Raw genomic sequence first — 6,415 nt, forward strand, 5'->3', positions numbered from 1 at the left:
GTGGAAATAACCGTGCGCCCCGCCCTCGATGTCCTCAAACCCGATGGGCACCGGGGAAGCTTGCTCCAACGCTTTGAAAAAATCTTGATAGTCCTGCACGCTGCCGGACAGTTCATTCACTGCGATAGATGGCAGCGGTTCGCCCTCGGTCTGGCTGACATCGAACACGGAAACCACCTTAAAGGCCGGAATCTGCACCGCTTTTTCTTCCGTCAGCGGCTTGCCGTCCTTGTCCAGAATCGGCTTGCCCTGTTCGTCCAGCTTTTCCATCTTCTGCTTGACCTTGTACGGCGCAGGAGCAAGGATTTTGATGCCTTTTTCGCCTTTCTTTACGGTGCGGTGGAACGTGTCTTTCCACTTGTTGAAGCCCGCCACCAGTTGGCCGCCCTGCATGGCGATCAGCAAGGTGTTGTTGAAGCTGTAATTGTGGAATTTCGCCATCGTGGTAAGGTAGGCTTTGTAGCGGTCGCTGTCGAACAGCTCTTGAATCCCTGTTTCCAGCCGGTCCGTTATCTCTTTCATTCGTTCCGCACTGTCCTTGCCGTTCAGGATAATGGGAATAACTTTCTGCGGTTCCGTTTCAGGCTGAACAGACGGCGGGATGTTGGCTGCATCCCGCAGGATTTCCGGCACAGGAAAGGACAGCACCCGGTATTCCTCCGGCACGGGCTGGCCCTCGTGAACTTTCTGCCACTCGTCCCCACTTTTGACAAGGTAGCCGTACTGGGTGAACGCGCCCTGCTCCTGCTGGGCCACATACCGGCCAAACTGCGCCGTGTCGATGCCGCCTTTCCATTCTTCCGGCATATCCACCATGCCGGAGCGGTTCAGATAGTAGTCGCCCAGCTGGGCAGGCCCGTGTACCTCCGGCAGATGTACATAATAGTCCACGTTTTCGGGAAAGTCGGTCATTTTCCCGATGCTGGAAAGCTCACTCCGCGGGGCTTGCAGGGCGGCGTTCAGTTCTGCGCGTTCCCCCGCAGAAAGCGTTTCCAGCCGTGCCGCCAGAAAGTTCAATTCATCCACACTGGATGCCAGCACCATGTTGTAAGGAATCGCAAAACGCTTTTCTTCCTCGGCAAAGTAGCCGGAAACAAAAAGGCCCTGCGGATTATCAGACGAAATGCCGATTTGCCGCAGGGCTGCTTGTACCTGTTCGGTTGTGGTGGGCAGGTCCAGCCAGACGCCATCCCTGCCTTGCTGCTGCCGATTTTGCAGCTGGATGGAAAACAATTCGCTCATTCGGTCACACTCCTTTTTTGCTATCCTACGGATAGAGAGAGCCGGTTATGGCAAAATGAATGCTTCACCTTACCATAACCGGCCCTCGTATTTTTCCTTACTCTTTACGCTCTACCCGGTAATTGACGTACTTGCCTCCCGTATCTTCCAGAAGCACCGTTGCATCATAAGTTTTGCCTGTTTTCTCGGAGTAGAGGCCCTTGACTTTTGCCTTGCCGTTTTTGAGCAGAGCGGCGGCAATCTTCGGGGTGAACACCTTTTTCCGCTGCTCAAAGAAGCGGTCATTCTTCCACATCACGAACTGACAGCCACGGTTCCCGCAGTAGAAGTTCTTTTTACCCTCATAGACATTTTCTCCGCACCGGGGACACTTGCCGATGATGAGCCGTTCTGACTGGAACAGGTTTTGCTTGTCTGCGCTGATGCAGGAATAGGTCTTGACCAGCTGGCGCACCTGCGCCTCGATTTCGGCCATGAACTCGTCCGGGTCTGCATTGCCCTTGGCAATCTCGGTCAGACGGTTTTCCCATTCAGCAGTCAGAGCGGGAGAGGTCAGGCTTTCCGGCAGAACCACCGCCAGATTGATGCCATCCTTGGTGGGGACAAGCTGCTTGCCCTTGCGCTGCACAAAGCCCACTTGCACCAGTTTTTCCAGAATTGCGGCGCGGGTGGCGGGTGTACCCAGTCCTTTGCGTTCCGCATGGCCCAGACCACCCTCTCTTGCTCCTGCGAAGCAATTCACCTTGTCCTCCGGTATATCTTCGGCCCCGGCCCGCTCCATTGCTGATAGGAGCGTATCTTCGGTGTAGGCTTTCGGCGGGGACGTGAAGTGTTCCGATACGGTAGAAGTTACGCGGAAACTCTGCCCCTCGGCCAGTTCCGGCAGGGTGTTCAGGCTTTCCACTTCTTCTTCGCCGTCTGCTTTCATGGTGGAGCGGAACCGTTGGTCGATCTCTTTCCAGCCGGGGACAAGCACGGTCTTTCCCTTGGCGGTGAACTCATTTCCTGCACTGGAAAATACCGCAGTCACGGTTTCGTACTCATGGGGCGCGGCTATCGCGCAGAGCAGTTTGGAGCAGACAAGGTTCATCAGCTTGCATTCACTCTCGGCAAGACCAGTGAAACCCTGCTTTACAAATTCGGACGTGGGGATGATGGCGTGGTGGTCCGACACCTTTTTGCTGTTCAGCACCCGGCCCACATTCGGGGCAAGTGCAAGCCCTTGAGCAAAGGGCAGCAGCCCCAGTAGGTCAGACACAAGATGTTGTACCGTTTGGCCCATGTCCTCGGTCAGATATTGGCTGTCCGTGCGGGGATAGGTCAGCAGTTTCTTTTCGTAAAGCTGCTGGGCATAGTCAAGGGTCTGCTTTGCCGTGAAGCCGAACAGGCGGTTTGCCTCCCGCTGCAAGGTAGTCAGGTCATAAAGTTTGGGCGGCTGTTCCGCCTTTTTCTCTCGCCGAATGGACGTGCAGACTGCATTTGCACCTGTGCATTTTTCTTTGAGAGAATTTGCGGTTTCTGCATCCGCAATGCGTCCGCTGTCCGCTTTCAGGCTGCCGGACTGGATACCGACCGTATAATACTTTTCTTTCTGGAAGCGCAGAATTTTTGCATCCCGGTCCACCAGTATTTTCAGTGTCGGGGTCTGCACCCGGCCCACCGTCAGGGTTTTGTGATACAGCACCGAAAACAGCCGCGTTGCATTGATGCCCACCAGCCAATCCGCCTTTGCGCGGCAGAGGGCCGACTGGTATAGCGCGTCGTAGTCCGAATCCGGGCGCAGGTTTGCAAAGCCCTCCCGGATGGCGGCATCCTCCATGCTGGAAATCCAGAGCCGCTTCACAGGTTTTGTGCAGCCGGCCATTTGGTAGACGAAACGGAAGATAAGTTCTCCCTCCCGGCCTGCGTCGGTTGCGGCGGTCACACTGTCCACATCCGGGCGGTTGAGCAGGGCGCGCACAATTTCAAACTGCTGTTTCTTTTCGTCCGGGACGATGAACTGCCACGGCTGAGGCAGGATGGGCAAATCTTCATACTTCCACTTACAGTATTTTTCATCGTACCGACCCGCCTCCGCAAAGGACACCAGATGCCCGATGCACCAGCTGACCAGATACCCACCGCCCTGCCAGTAGCCGTTTTGCTTTTCAGCGGCCCCGATCACGGCGGCAATGCTGAGGGCCACACTGGGCTTTTCGGCAATCACCAGCTGAAAGCTCATGTTTCGTCCTCCTGTCCATCCTCCGAATGAATCTCGATTTCAGCCGGTTCCTCGTCTGCATCCTCGTCCTCGCCAAAATCGTATTCGTCCAGATCATCGTGCCCGGTGGTGTCGGCCTTGGGCTTGCGGAACTTGAAATAATAGAGGGCTGCACCGCCGCCCGTCAGAGCCAGCACCAGCAGGATCATCAGACTGCCCATGCTGGACTTCGGTTTTTCCTGCGGCGTTTCGGTGTCGGTTTTCACTGCTTCCGGGGCCGTGCAGCTCCGCAGGCTCTTTTCACACAAGGGGCAGTTTTCGTTCACGTTTCCTGCCTCACATTTCACCGTGCAGGTGCAGACCTCGGTGGTCTGCGGTTCTTCATCCAGCAGGGCCAGCAAGTCGGCATCGTCCACTTGGTTCAGGAAGTGAACGGACGTTTCCTTGTCCTCGTTGGCACGGTCAATGAGAATGTAAAAATAATTCCCAGCCTTGGTGGTCACGGTGATAAGCTGCTTGTCGCCGTAAAAGTCATCCACCAGTGTTGCATTGCCCTTGGGCGTGATGGGCACACCCTCCGGCTCCATGCCGCCCGTAGTGGGTTCTTCTTCGATAATCTCCGGCAGAGGTTCCGGGGCAGGGTCAGTACCGCTTGCGAAAGCGGGCATGGAAAAGGAGCAGAGGCAGAGCAGGATAGCCAGCAGTCCGGCAGCGAAACGGTTCCAGTTGTCAGGTTTCATCGGCGGCATCCTCCTGTTTGTGGTACGGGGTGACGGTAGGAGCGGCGTTCAGCGCACCGCTGCGCAGGAAGGCCGCAAACTCGTCCGGCTTCATATTCATGCTGCGCACCAACTGAATGATCTGCAAATTTTCCTGTTCGGTCTTTTCAGCTTCCAGTTCTTTCAACTGCTGCTGGTATTCGCTGATTTTTTCTTTGAGCCGTTCAATGTCGCGCTCAATGCGGAAAAGTCTTTTTGCCATATAAAATCCTTTCTGGCGTCACGGTAAACGCCCATAGCTGTAAAAATGTTCTTGCCAATATTTCGAGTTGAGGTTTGTGTAAGAGATAGGGTCGCCGCAGTGCAGCATGATGGAATTGCCTACATAGATACCGCAATGGCTCACGCCGGGGGTATCGTAGGTTCCCTTGAAAAATACAAGGTCGCCCGGTTTGACCTGCGCCGTCGAAACAGGGGTACAGAGGTTGTAAAGGCCTTGTGCGGTCTGGCGGCCCACGTTCCAGCCGGAGTGATTCAGCACCCACGAAATGTAGCCGCTGCAATCAAAGCTGGTGCTGGGCGAACTGCCGCCCCACACATACGGGTAGCCGATGTACTTCGTGGCTTCCTCCATCATTGCGGCGAACTTATCATCTTTGAGAGCTTCCGGGGGAACATCGTAGTAGGTGGGCTGCTTGATGGTGGACGCATTGGGGTACTGCGCTTTACCGAACAAATCCGGCCGGTTGCCCAGTGTGCGCATATAGAGCGAATAGGCACTGAGCTGTTCTTCGGTCAGCACTTCCACGGGTAGGTGGGACAAATCTTTGTTCTTCAGCTTGACCGTGCAGATGTAGTATTCATACGGTTCTTGGTAGGTGATAATTTGCGGCACACCATACGGGCCAATAATGACCATCATTTTTGTACGGTAGCGTATCTGCATGGTCACGGTCTCGGTCAGGATGTATTGCTTTTCAAAGAGCATTTCAAGTTCGCCCTGCACCTCGGCCAGTGTGAACACGCCGTCATGCAGCGCGGACAAAATCGAGATCAGCACATAGGGGTCATGCTCGATTTCATCCAGATAAAAATGATACTCGTCATAGTTGTGGGTGGCCTCGTAGGTGTCGAGATACCGTTGCAGCTTTTGTTCCAGCTTGGCATAAGCCTTCTCTGCACCCAGCATATCCTTGTCCTTGGAAAAATAAGAAGATGCCGTCACGCCGGTCCCAGCGGTGCCCGCCATCACCGTGCAGGACTGCAAACCCGTTATCAAGAGCAGAGCCAGCAGACCGAACACCGCCACGATCAGAATAGTTTTCCAGTTCTGGGCAGCAAATTCGGCCACCCGTTCGCCGCCTTCGGCTGCCAGCTTTGTTACCCGGAAACCATTTTCTGCGGTAGTGGCTGCACCCTGTGCGGCGGCTTGTCCGGCCTGCCGTGCAGCTTTGGCGTACTGTTGCTTGATACGCTGTTTCTGCCACATCCGGGAAATGGGATTGCTGGCGGACTGCGCGATCTGCGGATTGTCCCGCAAAGATTTCTGGTAAAAGTATTCTGCATTGGCAGACATGAGCTGACGCTCTGCCTTTTCCACGGCCTTGTAGGGCTTCATCTTGTGGTGCCGGATGCCGCTGCGGATGGCTTTGGCGGTCTGACGCTCCACCAGTTCTTCACCTTTGTGGCCGCCCTCCACGCCCACATTTTCGTGTTCGACCTCGTGGATTTTTCCGTGAGCGAACAGCAACGCTTCCGATAGCGGGCGGCTGGCCGGGTTTGGTTTCAGGCTGGGCGGGCCTTTGTCCTGCTGCTCAAAGCGCAGGGTGGATTTTGCCTTGCCGCTGACAGCATCGTAGACTTTTCCCTTGACCGGAACACGCTTTTTCGGCAGGGCGGTGCGGGCCGCATCCAGTTTGTCGGCTTTCGCTCCCGCCTTTTGGATATACGGCTGCAACGCCGGGTCTGCCCGTTCTTCCTCGGTCAATTCCAAACGGGCAGCGGAACGGTGCAGGCCATCTTCGCTTTCGGCGGTGGTTGCGGTTTCTGCTGCCTTTTTCGCTTTCTTTTTATTTTTATGCTCGTCCTTGATGTCCTCGGCCCGTTCCAGAATTTTTTCGGCCTTGCCCTCGGCATCCGTAGAATAATCTTGTTCTGCCTCCCGGCTGGAAACGTTCTCCACGGTGCCGTCCGCCTGATTTTCCACTACCAGACCGTCACGGGTCATGGTCTGGGTGACTTTGGCTTTTGCCTG

Annotated in this window: 5 protein-coding genes; all 5 read right to left on the reverse strand. The window is 55.4% G+C overall.

The window, feature by feature from the left end; translation table 11 throughout:
- On the reverse strand, positions 1-1,242 hold a 1,242-nt coding region (locus tag DWV57_RS14075; RefSeq protein WP_133303659.1), incomplete at its 3' end, for an antirestriction protein ArdA.
- Positions 1,243-1,339: 97 nt separating this feature from the next.
- Positions 1,340-3,463 (reverse strand): DNA topoisomerase 3, encoded by a 2,124-nt coding sequence (locus tag DWV57_RS14080; protein ID WP_120021107.1) that lies wholly within the window; start codon positions 3,461-3,463, stop codon positions 1,340-1,342.
- Positions 3,460-4,182 (reverse strand): DUF4366 domain-containing protein, encoded by a 723-nt coding sequence (locus DWV57_RS14085; protein WP_120021108.1) that lies wholly within the window; start codon positions 4,180-4,182, stop codon positions 3,460-3,462. Before DWV57_RS14085 ends, DWV57_RS14080 begins: the two co-directional genes overlap by 4 nt.
- Positions 4,172-4,423 carry a DUF4315 family protein gene (locus DWV57_RS14090; protein WP_120021109.1) on the reverse strand — a complete coding sequence of 84 codons (252 nt, stop codon included), beginning with the start codon at positions 4,421-4,423 and terminating at the stop codon, positions 4,172-4,174. Before DWV57_RS14090 ends, DWV57_RS14085 begins: the two co-directional genes overlap by 11 nt.
- 18 nt (positions 4,424-4,441) lie before the next feature.
- On the reverse strand, positions 4,442-6,415 hold a 1,974-nt coding region (locus tag DWV57_RS14095; protein WP_243112372.1), incomplete at its 5' end, for a C40 family peptidase.

The sequence above is a fragment of the Faecalibacterium sp. AF10-46 genome, assembly GCF_003604105.1.
Lineage (GTDB): Bacteria > Bacillota > Clostridia > Oscillospirales > Ruminococcaceae > Faecalibacterium > Faecalibacterium taiwanense.